We start from the raw sequence: 16,178 nt of genomic DNA on the forward strand, positions 1-16,178 counted from the left end.
CCCCCCCCTTCCTTCCCCTTTCCTTCCCTTCCTTTCCCTTCCCCTTGTGCAGCAACGAGTAACCGATTACGCGCTCGGAATGCATGCCTCGATCGCTGGCCCCAATCAGGGTAATTTCCTTTTTGGTCTCGGGGTCGATATATCGCCCGGCGGCATAGTTGCGCTTTGTTTCATAGTCATTGTTCGCATAGCGGGCCAACTGGGTCGCCTGCCCAAGCTCATCTTTATTTGGGTCTACCTTTTCTGACTTTACCCTACCCTTGTCTTCATCAGAAACCCGGTAGTCCGCACTCTCGCCACGTGTTGTTGGGCGCCAAGCTTTCCCGTTCGATTCAAGGAGTCCAAGGATGCCGGAGTTGTCGTTCTTCTCAACCGGCTTGAGGTTGCCCTCAGGAGTAAGCTCCTGAACGGTGCCGTCCTTGCTGAGAAGATACATAGGGACATCGTCGCCGTCCTTGACCTTGCACCGGTCCAGGTCCCGCTCGACGTCCTCGTCGATCTTCTTGTGGTCCTTCTTGCTCTGGTCGATCTTGCCGCCGTGTTTTTCGAGGATGTCGACCGTCTCGTCGGCCTTCTTGTCGACGGCGTCCTCGGCCTTGTCCATGACACTGGCGAGCTTGTGGAAGCGGCTGTCCTTCTTGACCGAGCTGCGGCGCTTGCCGCCGCCGCCCTTGTGGTCGCCCTTTTTCTTGTCGAAGTTGTCGCGGGTCTCTTTGTAGCCGCCCGTCGCCCGGTCGAACTCGTCGAACTCGATGACGAGGTCCTGTGCCATGCCCGCGCCGCCCGAGGCGTAGTCGGCGGGGTTGTCGTCGGCGCCGAGGTGATCGGTGAAGACCTCTTCGATCTTGCCGAGTATCTTGGCTTCGATCTTGTCCGTCACTATGGACGTGATCTCGTCGACCGCGTAGTCGATGGCTTCGTGCAGCGCGATCCGGCAGGCAACGATGGCTGCGGCAGTCAGGAGCCCGCTGACGCCGGCGGTGAAGAACATGCCGACGACGCCGGCGGTGGCCGCGCCAGCTGCCGTCCCGAGGTCGGCAATGCACGCGATCTTGCAGCCTTCGACCAGAACGGCACAGTCGTCGAGGGCGTCGCCCAGATCGTCCAGCGCCTTCGCGAAGGTGGCCAGGTCTTTGCTGGTGAGCTTGCCCCAGCGGCGGTCGATGGCGGTGACGGTCTCGCCTTTGCTGCGCCCGCCCACGAGGTGCGAGCAGGCGTTGTTGCCTTCCTTCACGACGTCGCGGAGGCCGTCGGCGAGGTGGCGGTAGTCCTTGGCGCAGTCCCGTACCTCGTCCTCGTCGATGTTGGGCCACTGGACGCCGACGAGATCAAGTACCTCCACGAGTTCATCGGGCAGGTTCTTCCCCATGCGACGCGTCCCCCTCGGTGATCAAGTCCTGTCACCCTTACGGTCATATGAGGGGCCGTCAACCCGACTTTCGTTCGGTACCGATCGATACCGGGCGAACATGAGCGACGGGGTGGCGTGTTATCGAGGACGCAGGCAGAACACCGCCTCGTCCGTGCCGATCACGAGGTGACCGTCAGGAGTTGCGGCCAGGCCGCTGACCGGCGGTCCGGGGCGGAAGGGCCGCATTTCACCGGCGTCCAGACGGTGGTACTCGACCAGACCATCCGCCCAGCCGACCGCCAGCACCAGGCCCACCGGCGTATGCGCGCAGCTCAACGCGACAACGGGGCAGGAGCGTTCGGCGACAGGAGCAGTCAGCGGTTCCTGTTCCGGTGCCCACATCCGGACCCGGCCGTCGGCGCCGCCGCTGTACAGGAGCGGCACGCTCGGTCCGCTCTCGCCCAGGGGCAGGTCGACTGCGGCCAGGGCCGTTACGGGCCCCTCGTGGAGGAGGGCCGTGCGCGGGGCTGCGTCGGGGGCCCCGATGGTTACGGTGTGTACGGTGCCGGTGGCATCGGCCACGGCCGCGAGGTTCTCGGTGGCCGCCATCGCTGTGCCCGATGTCTGTGCCAGGAGCGCGGTGAGCGCATCGGCGGCCTGTTCGACCGGCGTGGGCCCGTCGTCCAGGAGTGCCGTGAGGCCGGACACCGGGCGCGCGGCCGACAGCTTCTGTGTATGCAGGCTCCCTTGGCTGTCGAGGGCCCAGACCGTGCCGTCCGGCAGGGCGCTGAGCGCCGTGGTCTGGGGAATGCGCTGGGTAAGACGTCCGGTGGGGACAGCGTCGGGCAAGGCCACGGTCCGCAGCACACCCTGATGATCGGACAACAGGATCTGCCCCTCCAACGGCCCGTTCCCCACCGCCACTGCGAAGACCGGGCCGGGCCACGGAGGGCTGATGTCCCCGTACACCCGGCCCCAGACCAGCTCCCACGATGCGCCGGCCCCCGCCAGTTGAGCCAGTGTCGGCTTCAGCCGGGGGTCCGCACCGTCACCCAGCGCTGTGAGCAGGACAAGTGCCCGGTTGGCGGGAAGCTGGTCGCGAAGGAGCGACTGCCCTGCGCGCAGCCATGCCGCGCGCAGGCCGCCGTACGGCGAATCGTCCAGCTCGTAGCCAGTAGCGATCCGCACCGGGTCCGCCGCACACACCGCAGCCGGGTCCGCCAGATCCGGCAAAGGGATGGGAAGTTCCGCGGAAGGGGCACGGTCCTGCGTGGCGGGCGGAGGTTCGTACCGAGCGGTCTCCGTCCACTGCGCCTCGTCGAGATCCATCACCGCCGGAGCGGCTGCGCCCAGCGAGCGGAGTACGGGGTGTCCGCTGCGCACCTCGACGACCAGCCGGACATGCTCCACACCCGCGAGCGCGATCACCAACTCGGCAAGTCCCGGGGCGTCTTCCGCCGCGTGCAGGTCCGGGAGCACGATGAATGTGCGGCGACGGTCACGCTCAAGCGCGGTGACCAGGTGCGAAAGTTTCCGGACCGGCACACCAAGCTGGTCCGCCAGCGCCCACACGGCGCTGAGCACCCGATGCCCGGTCAGCGGTGCAACCGCGTGCACCGTTCGATGCGCCACGGTGCCCGGACGCGAGCCGTGGTGCACCAACCAGGCCAGCAGCGACGATTTGCCGCAACCCGCACCGCCCGATACCACGCACAGCCTCGGCGCAGCAGGATCCGCCAGCCACGCCAAGAGGGCCGCAGCAGCCGGCTCTCTGCCCCGCGCGGGCCGCGCCCAAGGGGTGTCGGTCACTGATGGCCCGCCTGCTGAGCCGTGTGGATGATCAGCTCCTTCATCCCCGACTCCCGAGAGTCCGCATCGAGGCCGTAGTCAAAGCTGTGCGTGAACTCTGCCGACGGAAAGGTGTGTTGCATCCAGGACGCGCAATAGTGCCCCGGCATCATGCACGGTTCCAGCTCGCAGTAGACCCTGCGCACCTGCTCCGGCGTTACCCCCTCGCCCGCCAGCCGCTGCCACACCAATTCCTCCGGATGCGCCCGCCCGGGCCCGGTCGCATCGGTGACCGTCTGCTTCCGGCCCGCATCGTCGACGTACTCGAACGCCGCGGAGAAAGGGAAGTTGAGAGTGTGGCGCACGTCGTCCAGGACCCGCGGCCACCAGCTTTCCCGCTCCGCGAACGCTCCGGCGTCGATCTGCCGCAGCTCCGCGTTCAACTCCCGGAAAGCTGCGGCAGCCACCGACAGTGCCGGTGAAGCTGCGATCACCAGCAGGCGTCTGTCCAGTGCTGTCAGCGCGGCATTGAAGGCCGTGATACTCGTGCTGACGAACATGTCGTCCTCATCGGACCCCAAGAACACGGCTTGCAGGGCTCCGTCGGGGCGCACACACAAGTGAGCCAACCCGTCTGTGCCGACCCGTAGCCAACGCTCCAGTTCGTTCGGCGGACGTGAGAGGTCCTGATGCGACGCGAACACACCCAGGGCGAGGGCGTCGCCCGGCCCTGCCGCCTGAAAGTAGGGCGTCACGTGCAGGGGCACGCCCACCGCCGCGAGAGTCTCTCTCGCGGCGGTGGGCACGAGCGGTCCGTGTCCTCCGGTGATGTCGAACCGGCGCATGCCATCCAGGCCGAAGTGGGCGACAGACGGCTCCGGAACAGGGACTGACACGGGGGCACCTCACACAGCTCACACAACAGATGGCGGATCGGTACGACCATAGACCGGTCCCCTACCAAGTTCCCACCGTGCGGGTGGGTCCGCTGCAGGTGGGAGACGTGCAAGCCGCCGGACCCAGGCGGGCCCCGTTGTCGGCAGGGTCGGTCCGCCGCTGCGGGGACGGGTGCGCCACCATGGGGGTATGCGGACCCGACCTGTACTCGTATATGACGGTGACTGTGCCTTCTGCACCACCTGTGTGCGGTTCATCGAGCGGCGGATCAAGCCCGGCTGCGAAACCACCCCGTGGCAGTTCGCCGACCTCGGCTCCCTGGGCGTTGCTCAAGAGCGCGCCGAGTACGAAGTGCTGTGGGTCACCCCGGCCGGAGTGACGTACGGCGGCGCGCAGGCCGTCGCCAAGCTGCTGCTCAACGCGGGCGGCGCGTGGGCCGTCGCGGGAGCGCTGCTCACGCTGGCGCCCTTGCGCTGGGTCGCCCCGGGCGCGTACCGGCTCATCGCCGCCAACCGCGAGCGCATGCCGGGCGGGACCCCCGCCTGCGCGCTGCCGCCGGCAGCGACGCGAGGGGGCGGCCGGCCCTGAAGGATCCCGCCCCCCTCACCCGCCCGTAGGCGACCGGCCCGTCAGTGACGCCAGGCTGCTGCGTACGTGGTCCATGTGCGCCTGCATTTCCTCGCGGGACTCGTCGTGCTCCCGCAGGATCCGCTCGGTCTCCCGCACGACCCGCTCCTCAAGCACCCGCGCCTGCGCGATCAGCTCCGCGCCCCGCGCCTCCGCGTCCTCCTGGCCGTGCCTGGACGCCTCCTCCGTATCGGCCAGCAGGCGTTTCGCGTCGGCCAAGGACGCCTCGGCGTGCGCGGTCAGCTCCGCGTGACGGGCCTCCAGGCGGGTTTCCCGGGCGGCGACCTCGTGCCCGGACGCCTCCCAGCGCTCCGCGTGGTCCTTCTCCTGGGCGGCGACCACCGCGGCTGCGCGCTCCCGCGTGTTCGCCAGCGTCGCGACGGCCTCTTCGCGCCACTGCGTCGCGTCCCGGCGCGCACCGGTCCGCGCCTCGTCGGCCGCTTCCTGCGCCGCGAGCAGCACCTGCTGGGCGCGGGCCTCCGCGTCCGCCCGTACCGCCTCCGCGTACTCACGCGCCGCCGCACGGGCCGCCTGCGCCGCGCTCTCCGCGGCCTCGTGCTCGGCCTGCGCCTCGTCGCGCACCGAGGCCCGCAGCTCCGTGTCCTCCTCCTGGACCACCGCCAGGAGGTACTGGGCCCGCTCGCTCAGCGTCTCGTACGTCTGCGGGGCCAGTCCCTGCGCCCGTTCGCTCAGCGCGGCTGCCCCGGCCTCCATCTCCTTGGCGAGGACGGTGAGGCGCGCGACGCGCTCCCACGCGTCGTCCCGGTCCTTGGACAGCTCGGCGGCACGGTGTTCCACCTGCTCCGGCAGGTAACCGCGCCCTCGCACAACGACGAAGCCGTGAGGTGACGGCGAAACCGGTGAACTCATCCTTGTAGCCCCTCTCCGACACACAGCGCGGTACGGCGCACGCTCATCCTGGTGGATCAGAGGGAGCAGAGGGAAATGCGCAAAAACCGGCGTCCACCCACCCGACCGGTCCAAGGGTGCGTCAGCCAGCGCCGGAGGCCGGAATCGGCCGGTCCGCGCGCAGCGCACCGAACAGCCTTTCGGCCGCCGCGTCGTCCCACAACACCACATCGCCCACCCCGGGCAGCTCCGGCTCACCCGCCACCGGCACCGTCATCGTCGCCCCGTCGTCGCCCCATCGCCGTCCGCGAGCAACGCGATCCGCTTGGGCCGGCTCATTCGACGACGCCTCATACGAGTCATACGAGTCATACGAGCATGATTGAGGCGCCCGACCCGTACCGCAGGTCGAGCGCCCCCATCACATCGTCACGCTGTCACGCCGTCGCGCCCGGTCAGAGCAGGCCGTCCCACATCTGCTCAAGCAGCACCGACCACCAGCTCTCCGGCGACGCGAGCGCCGCCGGGTCCAGAGCCACCAACTGCGCCTGGAAGTCCACCGTCCAGCGGCCCGCCTGCTCCGGGTTGAGACCGAAGCGCAGCCGCCACATCCGGCCGAGCAGCGCCAGCGAACGGGCGAACTCCGGCAGCCCCGTGTTCACGAACTGCGGCGGCACCGGCTGACCACCGGGACCCGCCTCCACCGGCACGGCCACAATGTGCGCCGTGCCGTACTGGACGCAGATCGCCCGGCCGAAGTCACTGCCCATGACCAGATACGAACCCGCGTCGGACGCCGGCTGCACACCGCGCTGCGTCGCGAGCTCCGCCAGCGTCGGCACCGGCTGACCCGGCGCCGCCTGCGCCCAGAAGAATGGCCCGAAATCGATGGGCAACCCTGCCCAGACGAGCGTGCGCGCCACGATCTCCGGCACACCCTGACGCGACACCGCGCCCTGGTCGAAACGGAACACGCCCTGCGGACCGAAAGCACCGGCCAGCTCGTGCGCGACCCCCTCGGGCGGGATCGGCGGCGCCTGCATCACCTGGCTCGGGTGCGGCAGCGGCGCCCGCAGCGGCGCCGGACGCGCCGGGCCGTCCGCGACCTGGTGCAACTCGCCCTGGTGCGTGAGCAGATGCTGTATGCCCTGCTGACGGCTCGAATGATCCTTGCCGTACGGCGCCACACTCGTGATCCGTACCTGCGGCCAGGTCTCCCGGATCATCCGGGCGCAGTAACCGCCGGGCAGCTCGCACGACTCCAGCTCGGTGTGCAGTTCGAGCACCTGCTGCGGCGGCACGTTCATCGCGCGCAGCTCATGCAGGATCTGCCACTCCGGGTGCGGTGTCCCGGGCGCGGAGCGGCGGATCAGCTGCTGCTCGGAGCCGTCCTGACCCCGGTAGCGCAACACGGCCTGGTAGCCGGGGCCGACCGTCGGCAGCCCGGTGGGCTGCTGCGGATAGCCGTACGCCGGAGGCCGCTGGGCGCCCTGATGCTGCGGCATGTGCCCCTGCGGCAGCGGCGGCTGCGGCGTGTGCGGCTGCGGCGCACCACCGCCGGGCCTGCCGGGCGGGCCGGGCGGCTGCGGGCCACCCGGAGGCGGACCCACCTGACCGGGCCCGGCGAACATGGTGGCCGCCTGATGCGTACCCGCCCCGGGAGCGCCAGGGGGGCCGGGGGGATGCGGACCTCCGGCACCCGGAGGACCCGGAGGACCGGGCGGGTGCGGGCCACCGGCACCCGCGGGGCCGGAGGGCTGCGGGAAGCCGGGCATGCCACCGCCCTGACTCGGGTCGGCGAACATCGTCGCGGCGTGATGCACACCGCCACCGGGCGGAGGCGACGGCGGACCGGGCGGCTGCGGGGCACTCGGCATCCCGCCACCCTGACTCGCGTCCGCGAACATCGTCGCCGCGTGATGCACACCGCCGCCGGCGGGAGGCGACGGCGGCCCTGGCGGGCCCGAGGTCTGCGGCCCGTCCGGGCCCAGCTGCGAAACGAGCTGAGTCGGTACGTACCCACCGGCCGGCGCACCCGGCGCACCGGGACCCGAAGGAGCCGGGGCCCCACCGGGCCGCGCACCCGGCGTACCGGGGGCGCCGGGCGGCGGCGGAGTCGTCGAACCGCCCCCCCGCCCACCACGCGGCGGCATGGAGGCCTTGCTGGTCGCGGCGTCGGAGATGTCCCCCGAGCCCTGACCGGGCCGAGCGGGCCCGGCGGGACCCGCCGGAGGCATCGGCGACACGGAAGGCTGCGGACCCGGCGCGGCGGCGTTGCCCGGCAGCGCGGCGCCGTTCCCGGGCAGCGCCGGGGTGACCGTCGTCGAGGGAAGCCGGCTGCCGCCCGACATCAGCGAAGTCTTGGCCTCGGGCGGCACACCCGGCGGCCGGACGTCGTCCTCGTCGGATCCCGAGAGCATGGGCGCGTACACCGTGGAAGGCAACGGCACCGAAGCGTCGTCGGAGCCGGCATCCGAGTTGGTGTCGATCCCGGCCCACGGGGTCGCCCCGACGGGCACACCCGGCATGGACGCGGGCACCCCTTCGGGGCTGGTGGGCTCATAATCGCCCCCGGAACCACCGGAACCACCGGCGCTCGGCCAGGACGTACCGCCGGAACTCCGCTCGGACTGCGAGGCGTTACCGCCCTGCGCGCCCCAACTCCCGGCGACCTGGGGGCCACTGGGAGCAGAGCTGGGGGCAGAGCTGGGAGCAGAAGCACCGCTTCCACCGGCTACGCCACCGGCACCGGGCCAGTCGTCGTCCGCCGGTCGCGAACCCACCCTGCCCTTCGGCCCGTTGAGACCAACGCCGCCGGCCGCACCGGCCCCGGACGCCGCGCCCGGCCAGTCGTCACCCGCGGAGGGCGACCCCACGGGCCCGGCCACACCGGGACCGACACCGACCGACGCACCCGCGCCCACCGAGTCCGACCAGTCCCCGCCGGACCGCTGCGAACCAGCGTCCACCTGAGGCCCGTTGCCACCCGCACCCACCGGGACATCCACCGGCACATCCACCGACAAACCCGCGGCGCCCGACGAACCCGCCGCGCCCGCCGCAGGCGCCCCGCTCCGACGATCCGGAATCCCCAGCTTGTCCGCCACGTCCTGCAGCCACTCCGGCGGAGTCAGCAGGAACGACGTCTGCTCCAGATCGATCCGCTGCGGCGCCGCAGCCTCATCCGCGTCCATGATCTCGGCAGGCGCTCCGTACTCTTCCTCGTACCGGCGGATCACCTCACCCACCGGCAACCCCGGCCACAGCGTGGCCTCACCACTGTCCCGCGCGATGACCAGCCGTTGCCTGCCACCGTCCGACGTCGGACCATCCGCACGGTCCTCCGCCCACACCACAAAGCCGAGCTCGAACTCCCGCACCCGCACCTCACGGTGCTGATACGCGGGCACGTCCCCGTTGACCCACTCGTCCGCACGCTCCTGCGCCTGCGCGAAGGTCACCATCGCGCTCACCCCTCCACCGGGACAGCACGCGCGAAGCCGCCGTCCACCATCAGGTTCGCCACGGTCTCCAACTCCGGCGGATTGCCCGCCAGTCGCTGCAGAAAGGCGTCGAAGTCATCACCGCAGGGCAGCAGAAGCCGCTCCACACGCTCGTGCACCGTCCAGCCGTCGCGGTCCCTCGCATCGTCGTACGCGACGAACCACACCGACCCGACCGCATCGCCCCTGACCTTCACCGCCAGCAGACCGCCCTGAACAAAACCGACGCCCAGATAGTCCTTGGTCATGTGGTCACGCAAACACTTGTTGATGTACACCAGGTCATTGACCGCGGCCTCGTCCCGCACCGTGAAGAACGGCTGGTCCACCAGCAGCCCGAGCTCGGCGTCGAGCGCCGCACCCACCGGCGCGCAGCCGCCCGCCGCCTTCAGGAACGACCGGTAGGCACCCGGCAGCCGGTAGCCGAGGTCCTCCTCCACACCCAGGATCTGCTGCTCGCTCACCGAAACGGAACCCTTCGGCAGCCCGAAATGAGCCGGCCTGGTCTCCTGCAACGGGCGCGTGCCGCGCTTCTCCTGATCAACGGCCGTCGTCGCCAGGCCACCGTGATGACGCAACAGCGCCTTCACCTCGACCGGCACCAACTCCATGCGCCGCGCACCCGGCACGTGGTGCCAGGTCCAGCCGTGCGGAGTCGCCACCGCCGGAATCGTGTCCCACAGCTCATGCCCCTCGGCCGCCAGCGCCGCATTGGCCGACACATAATCAGTGAGCCGCAGTTCGTCGACACCGAAGCCCTCCGGGGGCTCGGCGATCTCCGCGGCGGCACGCGCGTAATGCGAAAAATCCGGGTGGCCGTTCTCATCCATACGCACACCCCGGGGGTGGCGGGACGCCCGGACCGGGTCCGGGAAATGCACGACCTGCCCGGCGTACGGCGCATTCGGTGGCGCGGCTTGCTGCCCGAGCCGACCTGTCGTCATGGCGAATGCCCCCTGCTGCTTCTGGCTGATTCACCACAGCCTATGCGGTGCCGCAACAAGCGGCCCTGCCCCTCGCCTTCCGTATACACACCGTCACGCCCGAGTGATCGGACAGCGCCGAATCGGCCCATTTCGACCACACCAATTACATCCGATGCCGACACGGCACCGCCCCCGCTTCCACACCACGGGACACATTTGGCAGGCTGTCCCCGCAACTCGGGGGCGTGACACAGCGGCTACCGCCGCGGGCACGGGGAGGGAATGCACCACCATGCACACAGCTCAGACAGGCACACCGGTCGCACCGAACGCGTCCACACCACACGCATCGGGAGACCCACGGCTCAGCTGGAGCAGCATCGAAACAGCCCGCCCACCCCGGCTCCGCCACCGCCGCGACGGCATCCTGCCCACCGTCGCGGCCGCCCTTTCCGTGCGCGGCGCCGACACCCTCACCTGCACCGCGGGCAAGGGCGAAGAGCCGCCCGCACTGCACCCACTCGTCCAGGACTTCCTCGACACTCTCACCAGCGGCCAGCGCGAACGCTTCACCGGGCGCTGCCCCGAAGCGATCCTCGTCTCCCGGCACATCACCGCCGCCGAGGCCGCACGCTCCAAACGCGCCGCACGCAAACCCCTCACCCACGGTGAGGCCCGCCGCTCCCTCAAGCACGCCAAACTCACCGCCCGCCGCATCAGCGAGGACGGCGACCCCCAGCACGGCAGCTACGCACCGCCCTGCCGCTCCTGCACACCGATGCTCGCCCACTTCGGCGTACGCCCGGTGGACCCCACCACAGCCACCACAGCCACCACAGCCACCCCGTCCCCCACCGAGAAGGGCTGACCAGCCACCGATGCCGGGCCCCAACACCAACACCACCCGCTTCCCCGTCGCCGTCGACGCCGCCCTGCGCACCGCGGGCTGGCAGCCCGGACGCTGGGACATAAGGCAGGCGGAACACTGGGCCGACACCCTGCGCGCCCACACCTCCCCGGCCGGCCACCGGCACAGCGTGTTCCCCGCCGCGGTCGAGGCCTGGGCGGAATTCGGCGGCCTGCACCTCACCGCCCCGGGACCGGGCCGCCAGATAGCCCCGACCCCCTTCCACCTCGACCCGCTCGAAGGACTGCACCACGCCCGCACCCTCGCCGACCTCGGCCGCGCCCTCGACACCGAGGTCTGCCCACTCGGCACGGAGCTCGGCAGCGAGGGAAACAGCCAGGCCATCATCGCGATCGACGTGGAGGGCCGCGTCTACAGCCTCGACCACACCGGCGACTGGTACCTGGGCCCCGACGTCGACCAGGCCCTGGCCACCCTGGTCACGGGAACCCAGCCCCCACGACTGACCCCAACGGGCCCCTGAGCGGGTGGGCCGCCTGCGGCGCCGTTCCCCACCCCGCCCCAGCATTTCAGCCCGTCCGGCGTTTGAGGACCGGGGTCTGGGGCGGAGCCCCAGTTACGGGAAGGGGCGGGTAGGGGACAGCGCCGCAGGCAACCCGCACCAGCCCACGCACCCCCACCCACTCACCCCTCCCGCACCACACCCGCGGGCAACACCGCCGACACCCGGAAACCCCCCGCGTCCGTCGGCCCCGACACAAACACGCCCCCCAGCGCCGTCACCCGCTCCCGCATCCCCACCAGACCGTTGCCGCCGCTCGGCAGCCCCGCGTCCGCCGTGCCACCGTCCGACGCCCCGTTCTCCACCTGCATGGCCACCTCCACCCCCCGGTGCGCCAACCGCACCCAGGTCTTCGCCCCCGCCGCATGCTTGTGCACGTTCGTCAGCGCCTCCTGGACCACGCGGTACGCCGTCTGCTCCACCAGCGGCCCGTACGCGTCGCCCGGCTCACCCTCCACCGAGAGCTCCACCACCATCCCGGCCTGCCGCGACTGCCCCACCAGCGCCTCCAGCTCCGCCAGGGTCGGCCCGGCCTCCGCCGCCCCCGCAGCAGCGGCAGCCGCCGCGACGCCGACCGCAGCCAACGGCACCCCCATCGACACCGGCCGCACCGAATCACCCGACCGCAGCACCCCGAGCATCTCCCGCAGCTCCGTCAACGCCTGCCGGCCCATGTCGCCCACCAGCGCCGCGTTCTTCACCGCCTTCGCCGGATCCTTCAACGCCACCGCCTGCAACGCGGCCGAATGCACCACCATCAGCGACACCCGGTGCGCCACCACGTCATGCATCTCCCGCGCGATCCGGGTCCGCTCCTCCGTACGGGCCCACTCGGCCCGCTCCTCCGCCCGGTCGGCCAACAGCGACAGCTCCCGCTCCAGGCTGTCCGCCCGCTCCCGCAAGCTCTCCATCAGCCGCCGCCGGGCCCCTATATAAAGCCCGAACAGCACCGGCGGCGCCGTCAGCCCCAACGACAAGATCAACGACATCAGCGGCACGTACCAGGAAGCCGGACTGAAATCCCCGTCCGCCGCGTTCCCCACATCCTGCCGAGTCCGTACGAACGTCACGATCAGCGTCCCGGTCAAGGACATCCCGGCCAGCACCACCGTGATCCGACGCGGCACCTCCGACGCGGCCAGCGTGTACAGCGACACGATGCCCATCAGGAAGCCCATCTCGGCCGGCGTCACCGCGATCGCCACCAGCACCACAGCAATGGGCCACCGCCGCCGCACCAGCAGCACCGACCCCACCAGCAGCCCGAAAATCACCCCCAGCGGCACCGGCAACCCGGCAGTCCCGGCAAACCTCACACCCTCCAGCACACACTCGAACGCCGAAGCCAACGCCAGCGCCACATCCAGCACGACACTGCGTCGCCGCTCCCACCACCAGTAGCGCCGGGCGGTCATGCCCGTGGCGTCCTGATCTGCCCCCGTTACGGTCATGCCTGCCAGCCTACGGGCGTGCGCGACCCATTTTCCGGAGACTGCGCCATGCACGGATCACGGGAGAACACCACCGAAACGCATGTTGTCCGCACGAAATATTGAATCGACAGGACTTTCGACCCGACCGTCCGTATATCGAACAAGGCTGCCTGCATGACGGAAATCCTCAGCAAGTACGCCGCCTTCGAAGACCTCCGCGAGCAGGCCATCACGCTGCGCCGCGAGGCCCTCAGCTCCATCCACAGCGATCCGCCGCCTTCCAGGAGGCGACGCTCAAGAAGCGCAACCCGAAGACCACCCGGAAGAACGCCACCGACACCTATCCGGGCTGTCTCGTCATGTACGTCACCAAAAGCGCCGATCTTTACCGTCGCATGGAGGGCGCCTGGTGCGGCATAGTATTGGGTGCCGATCCGGGACCTGACGGAATGTCCGATTAGAGCCGGATCACCATCCCCTGTGGTGTAATCGGCAGCACTGAGGCTTTTGGTGCCTTAAGTCCGGGTTCAAGTCCTGGCAGGGGAGCGCCTGAGTTCGGGTCCTGACCGCACTGGTCAGGACCCGCGCGCGTTTCGGCCATGAGACCCCCCGGTATCCTGCGGGTGTCCACCACCCGAAGCCGAAGGGCATCACCGTGAGCGCCAATCGCCCGGCAGCCGTCGTCGTCCTCGCAGCGGGTGAGGGCACCCGTATGAAGTCGGCCACCCCGAAGGTCCTGCACGAGATCAGCGGGCGCTCGCTCGTCGGCCATGTCGTCGCCGCCTCCCGCGAACTGGACCCCGAGCACCTCGTCGTGGTCGTCGGCCACGCCCGTGAGCAGGTTTCCGCGCACCTCGCCGAGATCGACACCGAGGTACGTACCGCAGTACAGGAGCAGCAGAAGGGCACCGGTCATGCGGTGCGGATGGGGCTTGAGCAACTCGGCGGGGGCATCGACGGGACCGTGATCGTGGTCTGCGGCGACACTCCGCTGCTCACCGGCGACACCCTGACCGGGCTTTCGCGTACGCACGCCGCCGACGGCAACGCCGTGACGGTGCTGACCGCCGAGGTGCCGGATTCCACGGGGTACGGGCGCATCATCCGGGACGGCGCGAGTGGCGCGGTGACCGGGATCGTCGAGCACAAGGACGCGTCCGAGGCGCAGCGTGCCATCCGGGAGATCAACTCGGGTGTGTTCGCGTTCGACGGGCAGTTGCTCGTGGATGCGCTGGGCAAGGTGCGTACGGACAACAGTCAGGGCGAGGAGTACCTGACGGATGTCCTGGGGATTCTGCGTGAGGCGGGGCACCGGGTGGGCGCCGCTGTGGCCGGGGATCACCGGGAGATTCTGGGGATCAACAACCGGGTGCAGCTGGCCGAGGCGCGTCGGCTGCTGAACGGCCGGTTGCTGGAGCGCGCGATGCTCGGTGGTGTGACGGTGGTGGATCCGGCGTCGACGTTCGTCGATGTGACGGTGACGTTCGACCAGGACGCGATCGTGCATCCGGGTACGCAGTTGCTGGGTGCGACGCATCTCGGCGAAGGTTGCGAGGTGGGTCCCAACTCCCGGCTGACGGACACCGTGGTCGGCAAGGGCGCCCGGGTGAACAACACCGTGGCGGACCGTACCGAGGTGGGCGAGGGTGCGCTGGTGGGTCCGTATACGTATCTGCGGCCGGGGACGCGGCTGGGTGCGCGGTCCAAGGCCGGGGCGTATGTGGAGATGAAGAACGCCGCGATCGGTGAGGGTGCGAAGGTGCCGCACCTTTCGTACGTCGGGGACGCGACGATCGGTGAGTTCACGAACATCGGTGCCGCGAGTGTTTTTGTGAATTACGACGGTGAGGCGAAGCACCACACGACGATCGGGTCTCATTGCCGGACGGGCTCGGACAACATGTTTGTGGCGCCTGTCACGGTCGGGGACGGTGCGTACACCGCTGCGGGTTCGGTGATCACGAAGGATGTGCCGGCCGGTTCGCTGGCGGTGGCCCGTGGGCAGCAGCGGAATATCGAGGGTTGGGTGGCCCGGAAGCGTCCGGGAAGTGCTGCCGCGCAGGCGGCTCAGTCGGCGGCCGCGAAGACCGAGGGCGAAAGCTGACCGGAAACAGGCGCGTCGGCTACGGCGTACCGTGATAGGTGCACACATTTTCGGCTGGCTCGCCCCGCAACTTCCGGGTGTGCGGGCGCAGCAGCAATGATTCACGTCCGAGGAGACAGTGCTGTGACCGGGATCAAGACGACCGGCGAGAAGAAGCTGATGCTCTTCTCCGGCCGCGCCCACCCCGAGCTGGCCGAGGAGGTCGCGCACCAGTTGGGTGTCGGCCTCGTGCCGACGAAGGCTTTCGACTTCGCCAATGGTGAGATCTACGTCCGCTACCAGGAGTCGGCGCGTGGCGCCGACTGCTTCTTGATACAGAGCCACACCGCTCCGATCAACAAGTGGATCATGGAGCAGTTGATCATGCTCGATGCTCTGAAGCGGGCCTCGGCCCGGAGCATCACCGTGGTCGTCCCGTCCTACGGCTACGCCCGTCAGGACAAGAAGCACCGTGGTCGCGAGCCCATTTCGGCCCGTCTGATCGCCGACCTGATGAAGACCGCGGGCGCGGACCGCATCGTCACGGTGGACCTGCACACCGACCAGATTCAGGGCTTCTTCGACGGCCCGGTGGACCATCTCTTCGCGCTGCCGGTCCTCGCGGACTATGTGGGCGCGAAGGTGGACCGCAAGAAGCTGACGATCGTCTCCCCGGACGCGGGCCGCGTGCGGGTCGCCGACCGCTGGTGCGACCGCCTGGACGCGCCGCTGGCGATCGTGCACAAGCGCCGTGACAAGGACGTCGCGAACAAGGTGACGGTCCATGAGGTCGTGGGTGACGTCGCGGGCCGTGTCTGTGTCCTGGTCGACGACATGATCGACACGGGTGGCACGATCTGCGCCGCCGCGGACGCGCTGTTCGAGAACGGTGCGGAGGACGTCATCGTGACGGCCACGCACGGCATTCTGTCGGGCCCGGCCGCGGACCGTCTGAAGAACTCGAAGGTGAGCGAGTTCGTCTTCACAGACACGCTGCCGACCCCGGGTGAGCTGGAGCTCGACAAGATCACGGTGCTGTCGATCGCGCCGACGATCGCGCGTGCGCTGCGTGAGGTCTTCGAGGACGGCTCGGTGACGAGCCTCTTCGAGGAGCAGGGCGACTAGTACGCCTGCACACGCCCCGTCGTGAAATGGTGCCCCGGCCAACTCGGCCAGGGCACCTTTTCTCTCCCCGCAATGATCCACTTGGGAGCTGCTGGTCACTGCGGGTAGACTCACCGGGTTGCTCGGCGAGGGAAGCTGTGTCCCGTACACAGTTCATCCGTTATCG

General features: G+C 69.7%; 13 protein-coding genes, 1 tRNA gene and 1 pseudogene. 7 read left to right on the top strand and 8 right to left on the bottom strand.

Translation table 11 applies throughout. The annotated features are described in order from the left end of the window. From ABCR94_RS35310 to ABCR94_RS35320, 3 genes are all read right to left on the bottom strand, one after another. Window positions 1-1,369 (bottom strand): WXG100-like domain-containing protein (locus ABCR94_RS35310; protein WP_347125183.1); only part of this gene is annotated, 1,369 nt, incomplete at its 3' end. 120 nt (window positions 1,370-1,489) lie between these two features. Further along, window positions 1,490-2,968 carry a hypothetical protein gene (locus tag ABCR94_RS35315; protein WP_347125185.1) on the bottom strand — a complete coding sequence of 493 codons (1,479 nt, stop codon included), beginning with the start codon at window positions 2,966-2,968 and terminating at the stop codon, window positions 1,490-1,492. 188 nt (window positions 2,969-3,156) lie between these two features. Further along, entirely contained in the window at window positions 3,157-4,035 is an 879-nt protein-coding gene (locus ABCR94_RS35320) for a nucleic acid/nucleotide deaminase domain-containing protein (protein ID WP_347125187.1), read from the bottom strand. 190 nt (window positions 4,036-4,225) lie between these two features. On the opposite strand from ABCR94_RS35320, the gene ABCR94_RS35325 reads away from it, so the two are divergent. Next, the gene (locus tag ABCR94_RS35325; protein WP_347125189.1) at window positions 4,226-4,624 is read left to right on the top strand and encodes a thiol-disulfide oxidoreductase DCC family protein; all 399 of its coding nucleotides are present in this window, start codon (window positions 4,226-4,228) and stop codon (window positions 4,622-4,624) included. A 15-nt stretch (window positions 4,625-4,639) separates the two neighbouring features. On the opposite strand, the gene ABCR94_RS35330 is transcribed toward ABCR94_RS35325, so the two are convergent. The 4 genes from ABCR94_RS35330 to ABCR94_RS35345 all read right to left on the bottom strand — a co-directional run bounded on the left by ABCR94_RS35330 (window position 4,640) and on the right by ABCR94_RS35345 (window position 9,959). Further along, the gene (locus ABCR94_RS35330; protein WP_347125190.1) at window positions 4,640-5,533 is read right to left on the bottom strand and encodes a coiled-coil domain-containing protein; all 894 of its coding nucleotides are present in this window, start codon (window positions 5,531-5,533) and stop codon (window positions 4,640-4,642) included. Window positions 5,534-5,654: 121 nt separating this feature from the next. Further along, entirely contained in the window at window positions 5,655-5,789 is a 135-nt protein-coding gene (locus ABCR94_RS35335) for a hypothetical protein (protein ID WP_347125191.1), read from the bottom strand. Window positions 5,790-5,967: 178 nt separating this feature from the next. Further along, on the bottom strand, window positions 5,968-8,976 hold the full coding sequence (locus ABCR94_RS35340; protein WP_347125335.1) for an SUKH-4 family immunity protein: 3,009 nt from the start codon (window positions 8,974-8,976) through the stop codon (window positions 5,968-5,970). 5 nt (window positions 8,977-8,981) lie between these two features. Next, a complete protein-coding gene (locus tag ABCR94_RS35345; RefSeq protein WP_347125193.1) occupies window positions 8,982-9,959 on the bottom strand; it encodes an SMI1/KNR4 family protein in 978 nt (325 codons plus the stop codon). Window positions 9,960-10,233: 274 nt separating this feature from the next. On the opposite strand from ABCR94_RS35345, the gene ABCR94_RS35350 reads away from it, so the two are divergent. Further along, window positions 10,234-10,809, top strand: coding sequence for a YwqJ-related putative deaminase (locus ABCR94_RS35350; RefSeq protein ID WP_347125195.1), 576 nt, complete (start codon window positions 10,234-10,236; stop codon window positions 10,807-10,809). Window positions 10,810-10,819: 10 nt separating this feature from the next. Then, a complete protein-coding gene (locus tag ABCR94_RS35355) occupies window positions 10,820-11,332 on the top strand; it encodes an SUKH-3 domain-containing protein (RefSeq protein ID WP_347125196.1) in 513 nt (170 codons plus the stop codon). Between the two features lie 161 nt (window positions 11,333-11,493). Here ABCR94_RS35355 and ABCR94_RS35360 read toward each other — a convergent pair whose 3' ends face one another. Continuing rightward, window positions 11,494-12,822, bottom strand: a complete 1,329-nt coding sequence (locus tag ABCR94_RS35360; RefSeq protein WP_347125197.1) for a sensor histidine kinase — start codon at window positions 12,820-12,822, stop codon at window positions 11,494-11,496. Between the two features lie 254 nt (window positions 12,823-13,076). Between ABCR94_RS35360 and ABCR94_RS35365 the strand changes: the two are divergent. The 4 genes and pseudogenes from ABCR94_RS35365 to ABCR94_RS35380 all read left to right on the top strand — a co-directional run. Further along, window positions 13,077-13,265, top strand: a pseudogene (locus ABCR94_RS35365) (hypothetical protein); the annotation flags it as partial. Window positions 13,266-13,278: 13 nt separating this feature from the next. Continuing rightward, window positions 13,279-13,350: transfer RNA gene (locus tag ABCR94_RS35370), tRNA-Gln, on the top strand. Between the two features lie 109 nt (window positions 13,351-13,459). After that, window positions 13,460-14,908, top strand: a complete 1,449-nt coding sequence (gene glmU, locus ABCR94_RS35375; protein ID WP_347125199.1) for a bifunctional UDP-N-acetylglucosamine diphosphorylase/glucosamine-1-phosphate N-acetyltransferase GlmU — start codon at window positions 13,460-13,462, stop codon at window positions 14,906-14,908. Window positions 14,909-15,031: 123 nt separating this feature from the next. Further along, complete coding sequence (locus ABCR94_RS35380; protein WP_283515366.1) at window positions 15,032-16,012, top strand: ribose-phosphate diphosphokinase; 981 nt, start codon at window positions 15,032-15,034, stop codon at window positions 16,010-16,012. The last annotated feature ends 166 nt before the right edge of the window (window positions 16,013-16,178 follow it).

Origin of the sequence: Streptomyces changchenzhani (genome assembly GCF_039766235.1) — a bacterium.
Lineage (GTDB): Bacteria > Actinomycetota > Actinomycetes > Streptomycetales > Streptomycetaceae > Streptomyces.

Bases quoted from the DNA above. Each gene is read 5' to 3' on its own strand.
- ABCR94_RS35345 (WP_347125193.1), bottom strand. From the start codon at position 9,959: ATGACGACAGGTCGGCTCGGGCAGCAAGCCGCGCCACCGAATGCGCCG.
- ABCR94_RS35325 (WP_347125189.1), top strand. From the start codon at position 4,226: ATGCGGACCCGACCTGTACTCGTATATGACGGTGACTGTGCCTTCTGC.
- ABCR94_RS35355 (WP_347125196.1), top strand. From the start codon at position 10,820: ATGCCGGGCCCCAACACCAACACCACCCGCTTCCCCGTCGCCGTCGAC.
- ABCR94_RS35330 (WP_347125190.1), bottom strand. From the start codon at position 5,533: ATGAGTTCACCGGTTTCGCCGTCACCTCACGGCTTCGTCGTTGTGCGA.
- ABCR94_RS35360 (WP_347125197.1), bottom strand. From the start codon at position 12,822: ATGACCGTAACGGGGGCAGATCAGGACGCCACGGGCATGACCGCCCGG.
- ABCR94_RS35350 (WP_347125195.1), top strand. From the start codon at position 10,234: ATGCACACAGCTCAGACAGGCACACCGGTCGCACCGAACGCGTCCACA.
- ABCR94_RS35335 (WP_347125191.1), bottom strand. From the start codon at position 5,789: ATGACGGTGCCGGTGGCGGGTGAGCCGGAGCTGCCCGGGGTGGGCGAT.
- ABCR94_RS35340 (WP_347125335.1), bottom strand. From the start codon at position 8,976: ATGGTGACCTTCGCGCAGGCGCAGGAGCGTGCGGACGAGTGGGTCAAC.